The sequence below is a fragment of the Streptomyces sp. NPDC054796 genome, assembly GCF_053611545.1.
In genome coordinates this window covers 77,627-96,107 of the sequence record NZ_JBSHAO010000018.1, presented here as the reverse complement: position 1 = coordinate 96,107, position 18,481 = coordinate 77,627, and the positions used below count along the sequence as shown (strand labels likewise).

The following is an 18,481-nucleotide window of genomic DNA, read 5'->3' as shown; positions in this document are numbered from 1 at the left end:
GCGGAGGCGACAGACATGAGTGGATTCTCGCTCGATCTCTCCGAGGAACAGAGGGATCTGAGGGACTGGGTACGCGGCTTCGCGGCCGAGGTGGTGCGCCCGGCGGCGGCCGAGTGGGACGAGCGCGAGGAGACTCCCTGGCCCGTCATCCAGGAGGCCGCCAAGATCGGACTGTACGGCTTCGAGTCGCTGGCCGACATGTTCGGCGACCCCAGCGGGCTGTCGTTGCAGATCGCCAACGAGGAGCTGTTCTGGGGCGACGCAGGGATCGGCATGTCGCTCTTCGGCACCTCGCTCGCCGTCGCGGGGATCTTCTCCGCGGGCACTCCGGACCAGCTCGCCGAGTGGGTGCCGCAGTGCTTCGGTGACGAGACGGACCCGAAGCTGGCCGCGTTCTGCGTCTCCGAGCCCGAGGCGGGCTCGGACGTCTCGGCGATGCGCACGCGGGCCCGTTACGACGAGGCGGCCGACGAGTGGGTGCTGCACGGCCAGAAGGCGTGGATCACCAACGGCGGCATCGCCAACGTCCACGTCGTCGTCGCCTCCGTCGACCCCGAACTGGGCTCGCGCGGCCAGGCGGCGTTCATCGTCCCGCCGGGCACCAAGGGCCTGGAGGGCAACCGGAAGATCAAGAAGCTGGGGCTGCGCGCGTCGCACACGGCTGACGTCTTCCTCGACGAGGTACGGGTCCCCGGACACTGCCTGCTCGGCGGCAAGGAACGCCTCGACAAGCGGCTCGCGCGCGCCCGCGAGGGCGGCAGGGCCAAGGGCCAGGCGGCCATGGCCACCTTCGAGGTCAGCCGCCCGACGGTCGGCGCGCAGGCGCTCGGCATCGCCCGCGCCGCCTACGAGTACGCGCTGGAGTACGCCGGTGAGCGGGTGGCCTTCGGGCGGCCCATCATCGAGAACCAGTCCATCGCCTTCGCCCTCGCCGACCTGCGCACGGAGATCGAGGCCGTACGCCTGCTGATCTGGCAGGCGGCCTGGATGGCCCGCAACGACAAGGAGTTCACGGCGGGCCAGGGCTCCATGTCCAAGCTCCGCGCCGGCGAACTCGCGGTCAGGGCGAGCGAGAAGGCGGTCCAGGTCCTGGGCGGCGCGGGGTACAGCAGGGAGCACCCGGTGGAGCGCATGTACCGGGACAGCAAGATCTACACGATCTTCGAGGGCACGAGCGAGATCCAGCGCCTGGTGATCGCCCGCGCGATCTCGGGGCGGCAGATCCGCTGACGGGGTTGGCGGGTGCCGAGGCCGACGAGGGGTCTCCCCCGTGGGACGGGACGGTCTCCCCGCGGGCGGGGGCGCGGGGAGACCGGTCACGGCCGGGTCGTAAGTCGCCATGACATGGCCGGGAGCTTCGTAAGAGCCCGGACGGACCTGACGAAGCGCTACTGGCCGGGCGGGGCTCCGTCGGCGGCAGGCTCGGTACGGACGGTGACCTCAAGGTGTTCCAGGCCGCGCAGACCGTTGTTGACCAGCGGCGTCGAGGCCACGGTCTCGAAGCGGCTCACCCGGTCGAGCAGCCGGTCCAGCAGCGTGCTCATCTCCAGCCGGGCCAGATGCATCCCGACGCACACGTGCTCGCCGCGCCCGAAGGCCAGATGGTCCGACGCGCGTCGGGTGATGTCGAAGCGCTCCGCGTCCGGGTAGTGGCGCTCGTCGCGGTTGGCCGACCCGTAGAGCAGCGCCACCCGGCTGCCCGCGGGGAGGGCGATCCCGTCGATCACGTGGTCCTCGGTGAGGACCCGGCTGAACTGCGGGACCGGGGTCTCCAGACGCAGCGACTCGTTGATCGCGTGGGGGATCAGCGAACGGTCGGACCGCAGCAGGTCCCACTGGTCCGGGTGCGCGGCGAAGAGCGCGATCGTGCTGGTGATCGCGAGGATCGTCGTATCGAGGCTCGGCGTGACGTAGTCGAGCATCAGCGCCGGGCACTTCTCGCGCGGCAACTCCCCGTCGTCCGCAGCGCGGTGGAGGTGGGCGGCCCAGCCGTCGGGGTGGACGCGCCCGGGCACCGCTTCGTGGGCGACGAAGTCCATGAACTCCTCGACCACGGGTGCGGCCCGCGCGAAGCGCTCGTCGGCGGGCCCCTGCATGTCCCACATGGCCGCGGCCCACTCCAGCATCTTGGCGCGCCCCCGGTCGGGCAGCCCGACCAGCTCGGAGACGACGGCCATGGGCAGGTGCTCGGCCAGCTCCGTCGCGGCGTCGAACCGGCCCCGGCCGACCAGTTCCGCGACGATCCGCTCGGCCTCCGCCTCGATCGTGGGGATGACCTCGCGCATCCGGTCCTGACGCAGCGGACGGCCCAGCACCGAGCGCATCGCGGTGTGCTCGGGCGGGTCGCTGCACAGCGTGATCCCTTCGAGCTGCGCGTTCATCCCCGGATCGACGAACACCCCGCGAGCGGAGGAGAACGTCCGCCAGTCCATGAGCGCCGCGCGCACCTCCTGGTAGCGCGGGAGCGCGTAGAGGCCGTAGCGGGACAGGTGCACCACGGGCCCGAGCTTCCGTAGCTCCGCGTAGATCGCGTACGGGTCGGCCCGCGCCTCGGGTGTATAGAGATCGACATCGCTGACCGGTATTTCCGAAAGAATTTCCGACACACTGGCTCCAGGGGCCGACGGCCCGGACATCGGGCAGCGCGGGCCCGGTTCGTCATCGGGCACGAAGTCCGAGTGATCGTCGCACGCTGCCCCTGGCCGACGCAGCCGTTCACGGGAATGGTTGCCGGTGCGGGGCGCCGTTGGGCGTGGTCGTCGCGCGCGTGGCTGGGCTGGCCGGGGGTGTCGCCGTGACATTTGCCGCGTGGCTACGCGGACATAGCGATCCGCTTGAGCAATTCCTCCGTGTCCTCCAGGCTCGGGAGCGTCGTCCCCGCCCCGGCCTCCCGCAGCGCGTCCATGTCGCTGCGCCCTGACGCGACCGCGATGACGCGGACACCGTTCGCATGCCCCGCCTCCACATCGGCAGGAGTGTCCCCGATCAGTACGGCCTCGGCCGGAGGCACTGGCTTCCCCGCCTGCGCCGTTGCCCGCTCCAGGGCGATACGCACGAGCTGAGCGCGCTCGTCGTCGTCCTCGCCGTACGCGCCAATGCCCCAGTCGATCTGCGAGTCCAGCCCGAAGACCCGCAGCTTGATCTCAGCGGAACCGCGGACGTTGCCCGTCACCACGGTCTGCGCGACCCCGGTGAGGGAGGCGACGCCGCTCAGCGCGGCGGCCGCACCCGGCAGGGCATGCCCGCGCTCGCGGACCTGTGGAGCGTGACGCAGATGCTCCTCCGCCAGAACGAAGGCGAAGCGCTCGAAGTCGGCCCTGCCGGTATCGATGCCGTGCAGCTTGGCGGTCTCCTGGAAGATCGTCGCGTCGGTCATGCCGTCCACGGCCGCCTGCTCGCGCATCTCCCGTCCGGTCACCTCGCAGAAGGCCCGACCGAACAACTCCCGTCCCACGCCTCGGGTCGAGACCAGTGTGTGGTCGATGTCCCACAGCACGAGCCGCACCATCAGCCGCCCCTCACTCGTTCGGTTCAACCGGCCCCCGACGGGCCCAGTACTCCTACCCTGACCGTACGGTCCGCCTCTACAGCGACGAGGGGAAAGCGGCTATGGAGACGCCGAGACTTCGCATCGGGACACGTCTTCGACATGCCCGGGAGAGGAACGGCCGTACTCAGGCCGCCATTGCGGGGCTGTGCGGTATCACCGTCGAGTACCTGTCCCAGATCGAACGCGGTCTGAAGACTCCCTCGGTGGATGTACTCCTCCTCATCGCGCATGAACTGGGCGTGCCACTCGCCTACCTCCTCGACGGGAAGCCCCCGCCCTCGGGCAGGGAGGGCAATATCGCTGCCGTGCCTTCGGTCGCGGATGCCCTCATGAGTTCCCCCGCTGCCCGCTCCCGCTCTCTTCCGGCCGCGCCCGCAGTGCTTCGTGACCGCGTCGAAGCCGTGTGGCGTACCTGGCAGACCTCTGCGGAACGGTTCAGCGAGGCAGCAGAGGTGCTGCCCGCTCTGATTGCCGACACCGAACGGGCCATTCGCGCCCACCGGAGAAGCACCGACACAGCCGCACGGCGAGAAGTCTTTCGGTGCGCGGCGGACCTGTACGGCATGCTGCGGTCCTATTGCCGCCGCACGGCCCGTATCGACTCTCCCTGATGGTCGCCGACCGGGCCCGGCGTGCGGCCGAAGAAGCCGACGACCCCATCCGTATCGCAGCCGCGCAGTGGAACCTCGGCCACGTCCTCCTGAGCGACAGCCAGCCCGAGGGCGCGGAGACGATCGCGGCGAACGGCATTCACCAACTGCGCCAAGCACCCTCCACACCTGCCTCCGTCGCCATGACCGGAGCGTTGGAACTGGTCAAGGCGACCAGCGCCGTTCGACGAAAGGAGTGGGGACAGGCCCGGCAGAGGCTGGATCGCGGGGCGGCCCCGCAGGCCGCGAAGGCGGGTGAGGGCAACGTGATGTGGACCGTCTTCGGGCCCACGAACGTCGACCTTCACCGGCTGAGCATCGAAATGGAGGCCGGAGAGACCGCAGAAGCACTGCGCATCGCGGACCAGATCGACATCAGCGCTCTTCCATCCCGCGAGCGGCGGTTCACCTTCGGCCTCGAAATCGCGCGCTGCTACGCCCAGCGCAAGGAGGATGCCGCCGTCCTTGTCCACCTCCTCGACTTGGAGTGCCTGGCGCCGGAGGATCTCGCGCACAGCCCGGAGGCACACCGCTTGATCACCCAGCTCATGGGCCGGGCACGGCCTACGTATCGTAGGCAGGTCGTGGCCTTGGCGGAGCGTCTCGGTCTCGTGTAGTAGCCCGAGCCCGTGGTGTACCCGAACTCTCAGTTCGGGTCCGGCCGGTACTCGTCTCCTAACGTCGCAAGTCCGACGAGACGAGACGAGACGATCAATGCGCACGAAGAGCTGGGCTCCGCCCTCCGGGGTCGCCGCCGAGTTACTGCCCGCCGGGGTGTACTGGGATGCGGTCCAGGTGCCCGCGTATCTGGGTGACCGGGTGTTGGACCGGCTGGGGAGGGAGTCGGGTGCGGTGATCCGGGACCCCTTCAGTCGTCGCCTCACCTGGCTGGTCGATCCGCGCGCGACGCAGGGGTGGACGGTGCCCGAGGCCTCGTGCGTGCAACTGCTCAGCACCACGCAGTACCTCACCATCCCGCCCGGCTGGTGCACCCGCTCCGCCTCCCCGCACTGGACAAGGCCGTGGGACGCACACGGTCTGACGGACGCGCGGTTGCTGCACGTAGTGCTCGACGCCGTGATCCGCGCCGAGCACGGACCCCGCGACGACGAGGGCGAGGGCGGGCGGTGAGCGCGGAGATTCCGCCCGGTCGGATGCGCTGGGAGATGCGGCCCGCCGGGCGCGAGTGGGACGCCGTGCGCATGCCCGCCACGCTCGGCCAGCCGGTGCTCGCCCAGCTCGGGAACGCGGCTGCCGTCTTCCGCGACGACGAGGACTTCGTCTTCCTCATCCCCTGCGACACGGACACGCGCTTCGGGGCGGGCACCGAGCATCTGAGCATCGGTGCGTGGCTGTTCATGCCCGGACCGCAACGCACCCAGGGACCCGGTGTGCACTGGCTCAGCGGCAACGACCGCACCCGCACCTCACCCGAGGCACTGCGGGCCGCGCTGGACGCCGTACGCCAGCAACAGGCACCGGAGACCAACCGGTGAGCGCGCCACACAAGTGCGCGGTCGAAGATGACCGCCACGTAGGTCCCGTGGTGCGCTACCTGCCCACGGCGCGCTATCCGTGGCATGAGCCGGTGTGGCTGTGCCCCGGGCACGGCGCCTACCTGCCCCTCGCGGCGATCCGTGCCGAGGTCACCGGGGAGACCGTGGCCCGCGTCATCACCGTCTTCACGGGTGTCGGAAAACGCCCCGCCCCCACCGAACCCGCCGAGCCCGAGCCGGACGCCGAACCACCACCCGCCTTGCGCGTGGTGCGCACACCGTGACCGGAGTCTGTGCCCGGTGCGGCTGCTGGACGGCAGAGGGCCGCATCGTCCAGTGGCACGGCCCGGAACAGCCCGTCCTCGCCTGCCCCCTGTGCCCGCCAGGGCGGCGCGAGCAGATCGCCTCCATAACCGTCCTCGCCGCACTCATCGTCACCCTCGTCTACGTCACCGCCACCCGCTGACCCCCAGGAGCAACCCCGTGCCCCGTGACCACACCGTCCTCATCCCCGCCGACCCCGAGGATGTCCTCTACGACCCCCACGGGTGGGCAACGTCATCGGGTTTCCCCGTGGCCGTACTGGAGGGCCAGCAGGCGCACTTCGTGATGCGCCGCATCCAGGATCGCGCCGTGCGCCTCATGTACGAACTCCCGCACGGAACCGCGTTCCTCACCAGCTACCCGCGTCCCATGCCGCGAGGGCAGGTCATCGAGATCATGGAGGGGAACATGGCCACCCTCCTCACCGCCCACGCCTGCCGCCCCCTGCGCCTCCGCGACAAGGGCGAACGCATTACCGTCGACGGCACCCCGCGCGACTGCCTGAGCACCCTCCTCGCACCCCGACACTGGTGGCACGCCCGCCACACCCGCATCGGCAAGGCCCTGCAACACGAGGGCCGCACCGTCATCCTCACCGCACCCCTCGTCGGCGGACGCACACTCCAGCTCGCCACCGTCACACCCAACCCGGACCCCACCCCCGCCCCATAAGACGCCCGCCCCCTGGGGAACCGTCGGCAGCGGTCCAGGGGGCGGGTCCGCCTGCCCCGGCAGCACGGTGCCCGGATCCGGCGCCCAGCCCCCGCACCGGATCCGGGGCCGGGGCAGGCACACCCGCCGAACCACCCCCTCACCGCACCCCCTCACGGCGGCACGTCCCCCCTCTCCGCGTGCTCCTTCAGGAGCGGGCCGAGGTCGTTCAGCCGGTCGAGGCCCTTCACCGCGCGCGCCATGCGGTGGTTCTTCTCCAAGCGCTGCCGGTGCCGGTGCAGGAAGGCCCAGTAGCCCGTCGTGTACGGGCAGGCGCGTTCGCCGGAGCGTTCGGTGGGGCGGTAGGCGCACGGCCCGCACAGGTCGCTCATCCTGCGGATGTAGGAGCCGCCCGAGGTGTACGGCTTGGACGTCATCATGCCGCCGTCCGCGTACTGCGACATCCCGACGACGTTGGGCAGCATCACCCAGTCGTAGCCGTCCACGAAGCCGCGGTGGAACCAGTCGGTGACGGCGGCCGGGTCCCAGCCGTCCTGCAACGCGCGGCTGCCGAGCAGCATCAGCCGCGGGATGTGGTGCACCCATCCCGTGTCGCGTACCTGGGCCAGCGTCGTGGACAGGCAGTTGGCCGTGACGGCGTCCGCGTCCAGTTCCAGGAACCAGTCGGGGAGCGGCGCGTGGTGGCGCAGCGCGTTGTGGTGCCGGTAGTCCTCGCCGAAGTGCCAGTACAGATGCCACACGTACTCGCGCCAGCCCGCGATCTGCCTGACGAAGCCCTCCACGCTGTTGAGCGGTGCCTCGCTCGCGCGCCACGCCTCCTCGGCCTTCTCCACGCACTCGGCGGGGTCCAGCAGCCCCAGGTTCAGGGGTGCGGACAGCAGGCTGTGGCTCATCCACGGGTCCCCGGCCAGCACCGCGTCCTCGTACCGCCCGAAGTCCGGCAGCCGGTGCGCGACGAACCGCTTCAGCGCCGCCAGCGCCTCCTGCCGCGTGGCGGGGAAGAGACGGGGCCCGTCACGGCCCACGAAGGAGACGGTCCCCTCGCGCTCCCAGCAGTCCAGGTCGCGTCTGACCTCCTCGTCGATCGCGTCCTCCGTGGGCCACCAGGGCTCCGGCACACCGAGGGTCTGCGCGCCGGAGGGCGGCGGTTCGCGGTTGTCGTGGTCCAGGTTCCAGGCGCCGCCCGCCGGTCCGTCGCCGTCCATCAGCAGCTCGTGGCGCCGCCGCGTCCAGCGGTAGAAGTCCTCCAGCCGGGTACGGGAGCCGCCACGCCCGGCCGCCCACGTCGCGAACTCCCCGTGCGGCACCAGGAAGCCGCGCGCGGGCAGCACCGTCACCTGCTCCAGCGAGCCGACCAGCCCGAGCGCGGCCCGCGACGTGGGATGACAGACCGTCACCTCGTCCGAGCCGACGGCCTCGCGCAGCCCCTCGCGGTACGTACGCGCCTTCACGTAGCGCACCCGGTCGCCGAGTTCGGCCGCGCGGTGGCGCATGGCGGACAGCACGAGGTGGGCTTTGGCGCGGTGGAAGCGGCGACGGGCGAGGACCGACGTCGCCTCGATCATGACGAGGGGCGCCTGCCGGTCGGGTCCGTCCCCGCGCGGGTCGATGAAGTGGGGGCCGAGCTGGTCGCCGAAGAGCCAGTGCGGGCGCGCACCCCCGCGCCGGGTCACGAGGGGGAGCCCTCGGGAGTGGTGCGCCGGCGCGCGGGGTCCGGGGGAGCACCCCGCGCCGTTTCCCGTGCCTTGCGGGCGATGTTGCGGGCCATCCCGCCGAAGACGATCGCGTGGAACGGCGACACGCTCCACCAGTAGGCGTGCCCCGCCAGGCCGCGCGGCCGGAAGAGGGCGCGCTGACGGTAGACGGAGCCGCCCCTGCCGTCGTCCTCGACGCACAGTTCCAGCCAGGCCAGCCCCGGCAGCCGCATCTCCGCGCGCAGCCGCAGCAGCTTCTCGGGGACGACCTCCTCGACGCGCCAGAAGTCCAGCGAGTCGCCGACGCGCAGATCGCACGGGTCGCGGCGCCCCCTGCGCAGTCCGACGCCGCCGGAGAGCCGGTCCAGCAGCCCGCGCACGGACCAGGCCAGCGGGAAGGAGTACCAGCCGTTCTGCCCGCCGATGCCGCGCACGACCTGCCACAGCGCCCAGGGCGGCGCGTCCACGGCCCGCGCGCGCCGGTCCTGGTAGAGGTTGCCGCCCGACCAGTCGGGGTCGGTGGGGAGCGGGTCGCTGGGGGCGCCGGGGAGCGAGGCCGAGGACCAGCTCGTGGCCACGTCGCGGTCCTTGACCCTGCGCAGCGCCAGGCGTACGGCCTGCTCGAAGCTGGTCAGTCCGCCGGGCGGGTCGGGGACGTACGCGGCGATGTCGTGCTCGCGGCAGACCACCTCGTAGCGCAGCGATTCCACCAGCGGCTCGGCGATGCCGCTGGGCACGGGCGTGACCAGGCCGACCCACCGGCTGGACAGGCGCGGGGTGAGCAGCGGCACGGGCAGGATCAGCCGACGCTTGAGCCCGGCGACGGACGCGTAGCGCTGCATCATCTGCCGGTAGGTGAGCACCTGCGGCCCGCCGACGTCGAACGCGCGGCTCACCTCGGGCGGCAGTTCCGCGACGGCCACCAGATAGCGCAGCACGTCGCGCACGGCGAGTGGCTGGATGCGGGTGTTCACCCAGTGCGGGGTGATCATGGCGGGCAGCCGCTCGGAGAGGTAGCGCAGCATCTCGAACGACGCGGACCCCGAGCCGAGGATGACCGCGGCCCGCAACTGCGCCGTCGGCACCCCGGAAGCGGCCAGCTCCCTGCCGACCTCGGCCCGCGAGCGCAGGTGCGGGGACAGCTCGGACTCGGGCACGCCGGGCGGGGTGAGCCCGCCGAGGTAGACCAGGCGCCCGGCCCCGGCCTCCTTCGCGGCGCGGCCGAAGGAGCGGGCCGCCTCGCGGTCCACCCGCTCGAAGTCGGAGCCCGAGCCCAGCGCGTGGACGAGGTAGTAGGCGACCTCCACGTCCTCGAACGCGGCGGGAAGGGTCTCCGGGCGTGTCACATCACCCGTGGCCACCTCGACGCGCTGCCGCCAGGGCTGGTCGCGCAGCCGGTTCGGGTCGCGGGCGAGGCAGCGTACGCGGTACCCGGCGTCGAGCAGTTCGGGCACCAGCCGCCCGCCGATGTAGCCCGTCGCGCCGGTGACGAGGCACAGCGGCCCCTGCCCGTCCCGGTCCGCTCGTTCCCGCCCGTCCGCTCGCTCAGTGCCCATGGGCTCCAGGCTCACGCGCTCCCGGGCCCGCCGCCATTCGGCGCGCCGGGCGCGGGGCTACGGGCCGGGTGTGAGGGGCCGGGGTCACGGTCACTCGCGGTGTACCGCCGAGACCTCCTCGTTCATGGCGGCGAGGAACCGCACGACGGTCTTCAGTTCCGCCTCGCTGAAGCGGCCACGCGCGGCCTCCGTGCTGCGGGCCAGCGGCTCGAAGTAGGCCCGCGCGATCTTCATGCCGCGCGGCTCGTAGTGCAGATGGACCACACGACGGTCCCCGGGGTCACGGGTACGGCGTACGTGCCCCGCGCGTTCCAGCCGGTCGAGGCAGGCGGTGACGGCGCCGGAGGTGAGATTGAGGCGTTCCCTCAGCATCCCGGGGGTGACCGGCGGGCGCTCCTCGCCGTCGGCACCGCCCGCGAGCGCTTCCGCGCTGCCGCCGCTGCCGCCGTCCAGGATCACGATCAGGGCCTGCACGTCCGTCACATGGAGCCGGTGCTCCTGGGCGAACTCGTGGGCGAGGCGGTTGAACTCCGCGTTCATCCTGCGGAGCAGGACGGCGAAGGTCTGGAGGTCTGTGGGCGGATCTGTCGGCAGCACACGGGGTACGATACAAAATCTCAATGAGTGAGTTAATGAATTATTGAGGTACCGTGCTCGGAAAGTACGGCGAGCACCCCCGAAAGGCCCTGGAGGACCTGATGAAACCCGCCCGGAACCGGTCCAGGTGGCTGATCCCCCTCGCGCTCCTCATCGTCTGGCTCGGCGTCGGCGGCGCCCTCGGCCCGTACGCCGGAAAGCTGGGGGAGGTGTCCACCAACGACCAGGCCGCCTTCCTGCCGCAGAGCGCCGAGTCCACCAAGGTGAGCGAGGCCCAGAAGGCGTTCGAGGACGGCGAGTCCGTGCCCGCCGTCGTCATCTGGGTCGCCGAGGACGGAAAGATCCAGCCGGACCAGCGCGCCGCCGCCACCCGCGCTCTGAAGACGGCCGCCGACGTGCCAGGGGCCACAGGCCAGGCGTCCCCCGCGCTGCCCTCGGCCGACGGCCGCGCGCTCCAGGGCGTCGTCCAGCTCACATCCGGCGCCGAGGACGGCTTCGAGACCTCACTCGACGGCATCAAGAGCGCGGCCGGACAGGTCGAAGGCGCGACGGTGCAGCTCGCGGGCCCGGCGGTCACCCAGACCGACCTGTCCGACGCGTTCGCGGGCATCGACGGCATCCTGCTCGTCGTCGCGCTCGGCGTGGTCCTGCTGATCCTGCTGCTCGTCTACCGCAGCGTGCTGCTCCCGCTCGTCGTCATCCTCGGCTCCGTCTTCGCGCTCGGCCTGGCCTGCGCGGTGGTCTACGCGCTGGCCGACCACGACGTCGTCCGCGTCGACGGACAGGTCCAGGGCATCCTCTCCATCCTCGTCATCGGCGCCGCGACGGACTACGCGCTGCTCCTCACAGCCCGCTTCCGCGAGGAACTCGACGCGCACGGCGACCGCTTCGCCGCCGCGCGCGCCGCGCTGCGCCGCTCCTTCGGCGCCATCACAGCGAGCGCCGCGACCGTCGCGCTCGGCCTGCTGGCACTGCTGCTCAGCGACCTGACGAACAACCGCGCGCTCGGCCCCGTCGGCGCCATCGGCATCGTCTGCGCCGCGCTCAGCGCCCTCACCTTCCTGCCCGCCGTGCTCGTCCTCCTCGGCCGTGCCGCGTACTGGCCCGCGAAGCCGCGCCCCGCCGAGGAGAGCGGCCCGGCGACGAACGGGGACGCGGACGGGGACGCGGACGCGGTGCCGGGGCGCGGGGTGTGGAAGCGGGCCGCGACGGCCGTCGACCGCGCGCCCCGCCGCGTCTGGGCCGCCGCACTGGTCCTGCTCCTCGCCTGCGCCGCCTTCTCGCCCCTGCTCACGGCGCACGGCGTCCCGCTCAGCGAGACCTTCGTCAAGGACACCCCGTCCGTCGCCGGACAGCGCGCGCTCAGCGAGCACTTCCCCGGCGGCTCCGGCAACCCCGCCGTCGTCCTGGCCGCCGCGGACAGCGCCGACCGGGTCACCGAGGCCGCGCGCGGCACCGACGGCGTCGCCTCCGCATCCCCGGTCACCGCGTCCGGGCAGCCCGGCGCGGGCGAGCCCAAGGTGGTGGACGGGCGCGTACGGATCGACGTCACGCTCAAGGACGACGCCGACAGCGAAGCCGCCAAGGAGACGGTCAGCAGGCTGCGCGACACGGTGCACCGGGTGCAGGGCGCGGACGCGCTCGTCGGCGGCTACACGGCCCAGCAGTACGACACCCAGGAGACCGCGGCGCACGACCGCACGATCATCGCGCCGACAGTGCTGCTGATCATCCTGGCCGTGCTGGTCCTGCTGCTGCGCTCGCTGGTCGCGCCCCTGCTGCTGGTGGCGACGGTGGCTCTCAACTTCGCGGCCACCCTCGGCGTCTCGGCGCTCGTCTTCATCCACCTCTTCGGCTTCTCGGGCACCGACGCGTCCGTCCCGCTCTACGGCTTCGTCTTCCTGGTGGCACTCGGCGTCGACTACAACATCTTCCTGATGACCAGGGTCCGCGAAGAGGCACTGCGCGACGGCACCCGCGCGGGCACGCTGAAGGGGCTGACGGCCACGGGCGGAGTGATCACCTCGGCGGGCGTGGTGCTCGCCGCGACGTTCGCCGCACTGTTCGTGATCCCGCTCGCCTTCCTCGCGCAGATCGCGTTCATCGTCGCCTTCGGGGTGCTGCTGGACACACTCGTGGTCCGTTCCCTGCTGGTCCCGGCGCTGGTGCGGTCGATCGGGCCCGCCGTGTGGTGGCCCTCGAAACGCATCGGCAAGTGACGGACGCTGCGCTGGGCGGTGAGGTGTGGTGCGGCGTCACCCGTGTGCAGTAACGGGGGCGGCGCCCGCCGCGCGGTGACGTCCGGCCCGTCCCACGATGTGGGGGCGGGCCGGACGCGACGGTACGGCCGCTCGACGCGGAGGTTCAGAACCCATGGCCGAGAACACCACCCAGTCCAATGGCCAGCGCGGCACCACCACCATCGCCGACGCCGTGGTCGCCAAGACCGCCGGTATCGCGGCCCGCGAGGTGCGGGGCGTGCACGCTCTCGGCGGTACGGCTTCGCAGATGATGGGGGCGGTACGCAAGCGGGTCGGGGCCTCGGAGGACGTCACCCAGGGGGTGTCCGTCGAGGTGGGGCAGACGCAGACCGCGATCGACCTGAGCATCGTGGTCGACTACGGCGAGGCCATCCACAAGGTCGCGCAGAGTGTCCGCAACAACGTCATCCAGGCCGTCGAGCGGACCACGGGTCTCGAAGTGGTCGAGGTCAACATCACCGTGACCGACGTCTACCTTGAGGGCAGCGACGAGGACGACGACACGGACAAGGGCGGCTCCTCGGGGCGCAACCTCGGCTAACGGTTCCCCATCACGGGGTGCGGGGTGAAGCCCACACAGCATGGGAAGCCGAAAAACGACGGCGCCCCGCCACCCCACTGCGTGACGCGGCACAAAAATCAGCGCGGGACCCTACAGTGCCCACCACACCGGCCAACCGTCCCGCGCAACTACCCCGTGAAAGGGGCAACCCCCCCGTTTCCTTCCGCTCCCCGCGAAGGGGCCGTCAGTCCGTGTGGGCGGCGATTTCGGCGGCGCACTCCTGGAGTGCCGGGAGGTGGGCGCGGAGTTCGGCGGCGGCCGTGAGGACCACCGTCGCGCCCAGGGAGACGGCGAGGCGCGAGCGTCGCCCCGGCTCCGACGCGGGCACGGCGACGGCAACGGACCGCACGCCGATCTCGTTCTCCTCGTCCACCTCGGCCCACCCCCGCTCCCGTACCCGTTCAAGCTCCGCGCGCAGCGCGTCAGGCTCCGTGACCGTGCGCGGAGTGACCCCGCGCAGGTCCGAGGCGAGGAGTTTCTCCCGCTCGGCCTCGGGCAGCGTCGCCGCGAGCGCCTTGCCCAGTGAGGTCGCGTGCCACGGGTTGCGCGTGCCCTCCGCGCTGCGCAACTGGAGGTGCTGGGTGCCCTGCGCGGTGAGGACGAGGAGGACGTCGCCGTCGTCCAGGATCCCGGCGATCGCGGGGAGTCCGGTCCGCGAGGCCAGCCGCCGCAGCGGTCCGGCGGCGGCCGAGTACCCGGCGGGCGAGCGCTGGAAGGCCCGCGACAGCTCCAGGACGCGCACGCCGAGCGCGTAGCGCCTGGTGTCCTCGTCGTACGCGACGAACCGGTCGGCCGCCAGCCCGCCGAGCAGCCGGTGCGCGCTGCTCACGGGGAGCCCCGCCGCGCGGGCCGCCGCGCTGACGCCGAGCCCCGAGGGGTGGTCGGCGAGCACGGTGAGCAGCCGCAGCCCCCGGCTCAGCATGTCGTCGCCGGACGCTCCACTCACCGCGTGCCTCTCCTCGTCGCCGTTCGTGCTTCGCCGTCGTTCGTGCGACCCGCGCCGCGTGTGCCGTTCACTCAGGGCGCCGGGCTGCCCAGGACCGTGCCGGAGCGTCGCCGCCCCCTGATCAGGCCGGGGGAGTGGCCGGAGCATCCGGCCTACCCGGAGCAACCGGAGCCCCCGCACCGGGCCGCGCGTTCACCGTAACGCGCGGCTCCCGTACCGCGAGCATCAGCGCCGACGAGACCAGCGTGCACACGGCCATGAAGCCGAAGGCCCCCGCGTCCCCGAGCGACGTCCCCCGCACCCAGCCCACGAGATACGTACCGGCGAAGGAGCCGAGCGCGCCGAAGGAGTTGACGAGGGCGACGGCGGCGCCGGAGACCCCGGCGGGCGCCAGCTCGGAGATGAGCGCGAAGTAGGGCCCGTAGGGCGCGTACATGCACAGTCCGGCGAGGGTCAGGAGGGCCAGCGCCAGGGGGAAGTTCGTGCCTGCCGCGTAGGAGCCGAACAGCGCGAGCCCGCCTGCGCCCAGCCAGGGCCACACGGCGAGCTTCCGTCGTCCGGCGCGGTCGGAGAGGCGCGAGTTGAGCAGCATGGCGACGACGGCGAAGGCGTAGGGCACCGCCGAGATCAGCCCCGTCGCGCCGATGCCCTCGCCCGAGCCCTTCTTCACGATGGCGGGCAGCCAGAAGACGAAGCCGTACATGCCGAAGGACCAGAAGAAGTACTGCACGGCCATCAGCAGCACGGGGCGCGAGCGCAGCACCCTGCGGTACTCCTCGCGCGGTGTGCCCAGAGACCTGGTCGAGGCGAGCTGTTCGGCCGCGAGGCCCGCGCGCAGTTCGTCGCGTTCGGCGTCGGGCAGCCAGCGGGCCTCCTCGGGGCGGTCCTTGATCAGCCGCAGGCACAGCAGGCCCCACACCACGGAGGGCGCGCCCTCGATGATGAACATGACCCGCCAGTCGGAGACGGAGACGAGCCAGCCGGAGACCGCCGACAGCCACATGACGGTGATCGGGTTGCCGAGGATCAGCAGGGTGTTGGCCCGTCCGCGCTCGCCCTTGGTGAACCAGCGGCCCAGCAGCATCACCATCGACGGCAGCACGGCGCCCTCGACGACCCCGAGCGCGAAACGCACGGCGATGAGCTGGCCCGGGCTGCTCAGCAGTCCCTGGAGCACGGCGAGCAGGCCCCACGCGACCGTGGACCAGGCCACGAGGCGACGGGCGCTGCGCTGTTCGGCGTAGATCGTCCCCGGGATCTGGAAGAGGAAGTAGCCGAGGAAGAAGGAGGCGGCGATCAGCGAGTCGAGCCCGGCCGAGAGGTCCAGTTCCTCGGCCATGCCGCCCGCCGAGGCGATCGCGTAGTTGGACTTGTCGAGATAGGCGAGCGAGTAGGTGACGAACGCGATCGGCATCAGATACCGGGCGCGGGACGACGACCAGAACCCGCCGCCGGGACGACGGGAGGGTGACGCCGCTGTCATTCCCGGACCCCCTTTTTCCGTGACATGGAAAGTGTTTCACTGGGCGGGAAGACGTTACGAGTGCGGGGCAGCCGGGTCAATGGGTGAGCCGTGGCCGTTCCCCGCGTGACGGGCCCACACGAGGGGCCAGGCGTAACCGAGAGACGAGTGAGAGGCTCTGCCCATGTCCAGGCCCATGTCCAGCGCGATGCCACCGAACCCGGCCACCGCCGCCGCCGAAGAGACCGTCGAGGTGCTGCTGCCCTGGGAAGGGCTCGACGCGCGCCACGGGCCCTGGCCAGGGAACGTCCGCGTCCACGTGTGGGACGGCCGCACGCCCGAGGCCGGGCCCCCGCCGGAGGACCTCGCCCGCGTGGGCCTGTGGGTGCTGCCCTACGCCGTGCCGGGTGCCGAACGCCTGCTGCCCCGGCTGCCCGCGCTCCGCGCCGTGCAGTCCCTCAGCGCCGGGGTCGAGAAGCTGCTGCCGCTCCTGCCCGAGGGTGTCAGTCTCCACAACGGGCGCGGGCTGCACGACGCGAGCACCGCCGAGCACGCGCTCGGCCTGATCCTCGCGGCGCAGCGCGAGCTGCCGCGCTGGATCACCGACCAGCGCGAGGGCCGCTGGGAGCCGCACTTCACCCGCTCCCTCGCCGACTGCCGCGTCGCCGTCATCGGCTACGGCTCCATCGGCGAGGCACTGGAGCGGCGGCTGCTCGCGTGCGAGGCGCGGGTGGTGCGGGTCGCCAGCAGGGCCAGGCCCGAGGAGGACGTGCACGCCGTCAGCGAACTGCCCCGGCTGCTCCCCGAGGTCGACATCGCCGTGCTCGTGCTGCCCGAGACCCCGGCCACGACGGGGCTGTTCGGCAGGGACGAGCTGGCGGCGCTGCCGGACGGTGCGCTCGTCGTCAACGTCGGGCGCGGCCGTACGCTCGACACACGGGCGCTGCTCGACGAGACCCGCTCCGGGCGGCTGCGCGCGGCGCTCGACGTGACGGACCCCGAGCCGCTGCCCGCAGACCACGGGCTGCGTTCGGCGCCCGGCGTGCTGGTCACACCCCATGTGGCGGGCGGCTCGGCGGCGTTCAGGCCCCGCGCCGAGCGCCTGGTCGTGGACCAGGTACGCCGCTACGCCGCGGGCGAGCCCCTCGCCAACGCCTACCCGAGGCCGTAGACGTAGCGGCGGGGATGCGAGGAGGCCGGGTCAGCGCTGCGGGGCCGGGAAGGCGACGGGGCTGCGGTTGCCCGCGTGGTTGACCGCGCGGACGCCGAAGAACACGTTGTCCTTGGAGAGGTCCACGGTGTGCCGCGTCACATCGCCCACCGCGATGACGTGCTCCCACTCGGGTGCCGTCGTCTCGCGCCACACCACCTCGTACCCGGCGAGGTCCGGTTCCGTGCCCCGGTCCCACACCAGCTCGGTCGAGTTGGTCAGCGCGGCGGTCACGATCTTCGCGCCGCGCGGGGTGCCGGGCGCCTGGGCGAGGGTCCACAGGGCAGCGCCGTTCACGCGGGCCACGCGGGTGATGTAGCCGAAGTCGCAGAACTCGGGCAGATCGCCGTACTGCTTGCCGTCCTCCACGCGCACGTCCTGGTGCTGGTGCGCGTAGTCCTCGGCGGGCTCGGTGAAGCGGGCCGCTGGGAAGCCCTGTTCGAGGAAGGGGATGTGGTCGCCGCCGCGCAGATAGCGGTCGCGACGGTAGACGACGCGGACGTTCATGCCCGTCGCGTCGTTGTCGGCGACGTCCCGCACGAAGCGCGCCAACTGCCGGGACGGTGAGTCGTTCTCGCCGCCGACCGACCTGCGCACGTCGGCCTCCTCCGGCGTCTCGGAGGTGGGCACACCCTCGGCGAACAGCCGCAGGGTGCGCGGGTCGCGGGTGCCGTCGTCGGCCGTGGAGCTGCCGACGATGTCGTTGGTGAACATGCCCCGCACGTCCGTGTCCGCCGAGGCGAACAGCTCCGCCATGTGCCCGGCCCCGTACAGCCCCTGCTCCTCGCCCGCGACGGCCGCGAAGACGACCGTCGCCGCCGTGCGCCGCGTGGCCATCACGCGGGCCAGCTCCATGGCGACGGCCACCCCGGACGCGTCGTCGTCGGCGCCGGGCGCGTCGCTGGTGGCGTCCATGACGTCGGAGGCGCGGGAGTCGTAGTGGCCCGAGACCACGTACACACGCTCGGGCGCGACGGAACCGCGCAGTGTGGCGACCACGTTGGTGATCCGCGTCGCGACGGGGATGCGCGACGCGGGCTCCTGCACATAGGACTGCTTCTCGACGGTCATCCGGCCGCCGGAGGCCGCCGCGTAGCGCGTCATCCGGTCGTATATCCAGTCGCGGGCCGCGCCGATGCCGCGCTCCGGGTCGTCCTGCGAGGAGAGGGTGTGGCGGGTGCCGAAGCTCGCGAGCTCGCGTACGGTCGCCTCGATCCGGTCCCGGTCGATCTCCCGTAGCAGCGCGCGCAGTTCCCTGCCGGGTGGCTGCGCGGTGGGCGGTGTCCCGCCGCCGTCACCGCCCCCTGGCGCGGGGGCCGCGTGGGCGGTCTGCGCGGTGTGGCCCGCGAGGCCCGCGCCCGCCGCCGCGACGGCGACAGCGGAGAGGACCGTTCTTCGGTGCGTGCCCTCGGGCTGCTGCGACATGGAACGTCCCTCCCACGGCCGACGGTGCGGAGCGGTGGCGTCGTGACGCAGCAATGGTCATGGACATCGCCACGCC

At 72.2% G+C, this 18,481-nt stretch carries 19 protein-coding genes; 11 read left to right on the top strand and 8 right to left on the bottom strand.

What is annotated here, in order from left to right:
- Positions 1 to 15: 15 nt before the first annotated feature.
- Positions 16 to 1,230 carry an acyl-CoA dehydrogenase family protein gene (locus tag ACWGJ2_RS17515; protein WP_453346978.1) on the top strand — a complete coding sequence of 405 codons (1,215 nt, stop codon included), beginning with the start codon at positions 16 to 18 and terminating at the stop codon, positions 1,228 to 1,230.
- 158 nt (positions 1,231 to 1,388) lie between these two features.
- Here the strand turns inward: ACWGJ2_RS17515 and ACWGJ2_RS17510 are convergent, their stop codons facing one another.
- Both ACWGJ2_RS17510 and ACWGJ2_RS17505 read right to left on the bottom strand, forming a co-directional pair.
- A complete protein-coding gene (locus tag ACWGJ2_RS17510; RefSeq protein ID WP_453346977.1) occupies positions 1,389 to 2,606 on the bottom strand; it encodes a cytochrome P450 in 1,218 nt (405 codons plus the stop codon).
- Positions 2,607 to 2,812: 206 nt separating this feature from the next.
- The gene (locus tag ACWGJ2_RS17505) at positions 2,813 to 3,508 is read right to left on the bottom strand and encodes an HAD family hydrolase (protein WP_453347025.1); all 696 of its coding nucleotides are present in this window, start codon (positions 3,506 to 3,508) and stop codon (positions 2,813 to 2,815) included.
- A 101-nt stretch (positions 3,509 to 3,609) separates the two neighbouring features.
- Here ACWGJ2_RS17505 and ACWGJ2_RS17500 point away from each other — a divergent pair, with 101 nt between their 5' ends.
- The 7 genes from ACWGJ2_RS17500 (at position 3,610) to ACWGJ2_RS17470 (ending at position 6,692) form a co-directional block, all read left to right on the top strand.
- The gene (locus ACWGJ2_RS17500) at positions 3,610 to 4,161 is read left to right on the top strand and encodes a helix-turn-helix domain-containing protein (RefSeq protein WP_453346976.1); all 552 of its coding nucleotides are present in this window, start codon (positions 3,610 to 3,612) and stop codon (positions 4,159 to 4,161) included.
- Positions 4,161 to 4,817 carry a transcriptional regulator gene (locus tag ACWGJ2_RS17495; RefSeq protein ID WP_453346975.1) on the top strand — a complete coding sequence of 219 codons (657 nt, stop codon included), beginning with the start codon at positions 4,161 to 4,163 and terminating at the stop codon, positions 4,815 to 4,817. The genes ACWGJ2_RS17500 and ACWGJ2_RS17495 overlap by 1 nt, the downstream gene beginning before the upstream one ends.
- Positions 4,818 to 4,914: 97 nt before the next feature.
- A complete protein-coding gene (locus ACWGJ2_RS17490) occupies positions 4,915 to 5,331 on the top strand; it encodes a hypothetical protein (protein ID WP_453346974.1) in 417 nt (138 codons plus the stop codon).
- Entirely contained in the window at positions 5,328 to 5,696 is a 369-nt protein-coding gene (locus ACWGJ2_RS17485; RefSeq protein WP_453346973.1) for a hypothetical protein, read from the top strand. Before ACWGJ2_RS17490 ends, ACWGJ2_RS17485 begins: the two co-directional genes overlap by 4 nt.
- On the top strand, positions 5,693 to 5,980 hold the full coding sequence (locus ACWGJ2_RS17480) for a hypothetical protein (protein ID WP_453346972.1): 288 nt from the start codon (positions 5,693 to 5,695) through the stop codon (positions 5,978 to 5,980). Before ACWGJ2_RS17485 ends, ACWGJ2_RS17480 begins: the two co-directional genes overlap by 4 nt.
- The gene (locus ACWGJ2_RS17475; protein ID WP_453346971.1) at positions 5,977 to 6,162 is read left to right on the top strand and encodes a hypothetical protein; all 186 of its coding nucleotides are present in this window, start codon (positions 5,977 to 5,979) and stop codon (positions 6,160 to 6,162) included. Before ACWGJ2_RS17480 ends, ACWGJ2_RS17475 begins: the two co-directional genes overlap by 4 nt.
- Before the next feature lie 17 nt (positions 6,163 to 6,179).
- The gene (locus tag ACWGJ2_RS17470) at positions 6,180 to 6,692 is read left to right on the top strand and encodes a hypothetical protein (protein WP_453346970.1); all 513 of its coding nucleotides are present in this window, start codon (positions 6,180 to 6,182) and stop codon (positions 6,690 to 6,692) included.
- A gap of 152 nt (positions 6,693 to 6,844) precedes the next feature.
- Here the strand turns inward: ACWGJ2_RS17470 and ACWGJ2_RS17465 are convergent, their stop codons facing one another.
- The 3 genes from ACWGJ2_RS17465 to ACWGJ2_RS17455 all read right to left on the bottom strand — a co-directional run bounded on the left by ACWGJ2_RS17465 (position 6,845) and on the right by ACWGJ2_RS17455 (position 10,482).
- Positions 6,845 to 8,365, bottom strand: a complete 1,521-nt coding sequence (locus ACWGJ2_RS17465; RefSeq protein WP_453346969.1) for a cryptochrome/photolyase family protein — start codon at positions 8,363 to 8,365, stop codon at positions 6,845 to 6,847.
- The gene (locus ACWGJ2_RS17460; RefSeq protein WP_453346968.1) at positions 8,362 to 9,942 is read right to left on the bottom strand and encodes an SDR family oxidoreductase; all 1,581 of its coding nucleotides are present in this window, start codon (positions 9,940 to 9,942) and stop codon (positions 8,362 to 8,364) included. Before ACWGJ2_RS17460 ends, ACWGJ2_RS17465 begins: the two co-directional genes overlap by 4 nt.
- A gap of 90 nt (positions 9,943 to 10,032) precedes the next feature.
- On the bottom strand, positions 10,033 to 10,482 hold the full coding sequence (locus ACWGJ2_RS17455) for a MarR family winged helix-turn-helix transcriptional regulator (RefSeq protein ID WP_453347024.1): 450 nt from the start codon (positions 10,480 to 10,482) through the stop codon (positions 10,033 to 10,035).
- A gap of 155 nt (positions 10,483 to 10,637) precedes the next feature.
- On the opposite strand from ACWGJ2_RS17455, the gene ACWGJ2_RS17450 reads away from it, so the two are divergent.
- A complete protein-coding gene (locus ACWGJ2_RS17450) occupies positions 10,638 to 12,758 on the top strand; it encodes an MMPL family transporter (protein WP_453347023.1) in 2,121 nt (706 codons plus the stop codon).
- A gap of 154 nt (positions 12,759 to 12,912) precedes the next feature.
- Entirely contained in the window at positions 12,913 to 13,341 is a 429-nt protein-coding gene (locus ACWGJ2_RS17445) for an Asp23/Gls24 family envelope stress response protein (RefSeq protein WP_453346967.1), read from the top strand.
- A gap of 205 nt (positions 13,342 to 13,546) precedes the next feature.
- On the opposite strand, the gene ACWGJ2_RS17440 is transcribed toward ACWGJ2_RS17445, so the two are convergent.
- On the bottom strand, positions 13,547 to 14,308 hold the full coding sequence (locus ACWGJ2_RS17440) for an IclR family transcriptional regulator (RefSeq protein WP_453346966.1): 762 nt from the start codon (positions 14,306 to 14,308) through the stop codon (positions 13,547 to 13,549).
- Between the two features lie 121 nt (positions 14,309 to 14,429).
- On the bottom strand, positions 14,430 to 15,791 hold the full coding sequence (locus ACWGJ2_RS17435) for an MFS transporter (RefSeq protein ID WP_453346965.1): 1,362 nt from the start codon (positions 15,789 to 15,791) through the stop codon (positions 14,430 to 14,432).
- Positions 15,792 to 15,978: 187 nt separating this feature from the next.
- Between ACWGJ2_RS17435 and ACWGJ2_RS17430 the strand changes: the two genes are divergently transcribed.
- Positions 15,979 to 16,941 carry a 2-hydroxyacid dehydrogenase gene (locus ACWGJ2_RS17430; protein ID WP_453347022.1) on the top strand — a complete coding sequence of 321 codons (963 nt, stop codon included), beginning with the start codon at positions 15,979 to 15,981 and terminating at the stop codon, positions 16,939 to 16,941.
- Between the two features lie 30 nt (positions 16,942 to 16,971).
- On the opposite strand, the gene ACWGJ2_RS17425 is transcribed toward ACWGJ2_RS17430, so the two are convergent.
- Positions 16,972 to 18,405 carry a M20/M25/M40 family metallo-hydrolase gene (locus tag ACWGJ2_RS17425; protein ID WP_453346964.1) on the bottom strand — a complete coding sequence of 478 codons (1,434 nt, stop codon included), beginning with the start codon at positions 18,403 to 18,405 and terminating at the stop codon, positions 16,972 to 16,974.
- Positions 18,406 to 18,481: the final 76 nt, after the last annotated feature.